The organism is Sporosarcina sp. 6E9 (assembly GCF_017921835.1).
Classification (GTDB): domain Bacteria; phylum Bacillota; class Bacilli; order Bacillales_A; family Planococcaceae; genus Sporosarcina.
In genome coordinates this window covers 1-289 of sequence record NZ_JAGEMN010000031.1, presented here as the reverse complement: position 1 = coordinate 289, position 289 = coordinate 1, and the positions used below count along the sequence as shown (strand labels likewise).

Here is a 289-nt window from a genome sequence, read left to right as displayed (position 1 = left end):
GTCTCTGAGAAGGAAACAATTCATGTCTTTATGACAGGCAACACAAGACACCTGAGGCTTAGCCTTATCTCGGATTTTACAGTCTCCCTGATGATCGGCTGGAGTTTTCTTCATACATGAGGTGGGTTTTAATAACACATGCACCATGCCTATTCCATCATTAGCTTGTAAAATAGAAGAATAATCAAGGTGTTGGTGTTGTCCAAGTTCCTCATTGGCTTTTTTTATAGCCTTGTCAACAATTACTTTTTCAGGTGCGTTTAGTTGCTCATAAGCCTCGATTCCCTCG

1 protein-coding gene is annotated in these 289 nt (G+C 40.8%); it reads right to left on the bottom strand.

The features are described from left to right. Positions 1–289: hypothetical protein (locus tag J4G36_RS18315; RefSeq protein WP_210471846.1), on the bottom strand; the 289-nt coding region annotated here is incomplete at both ends.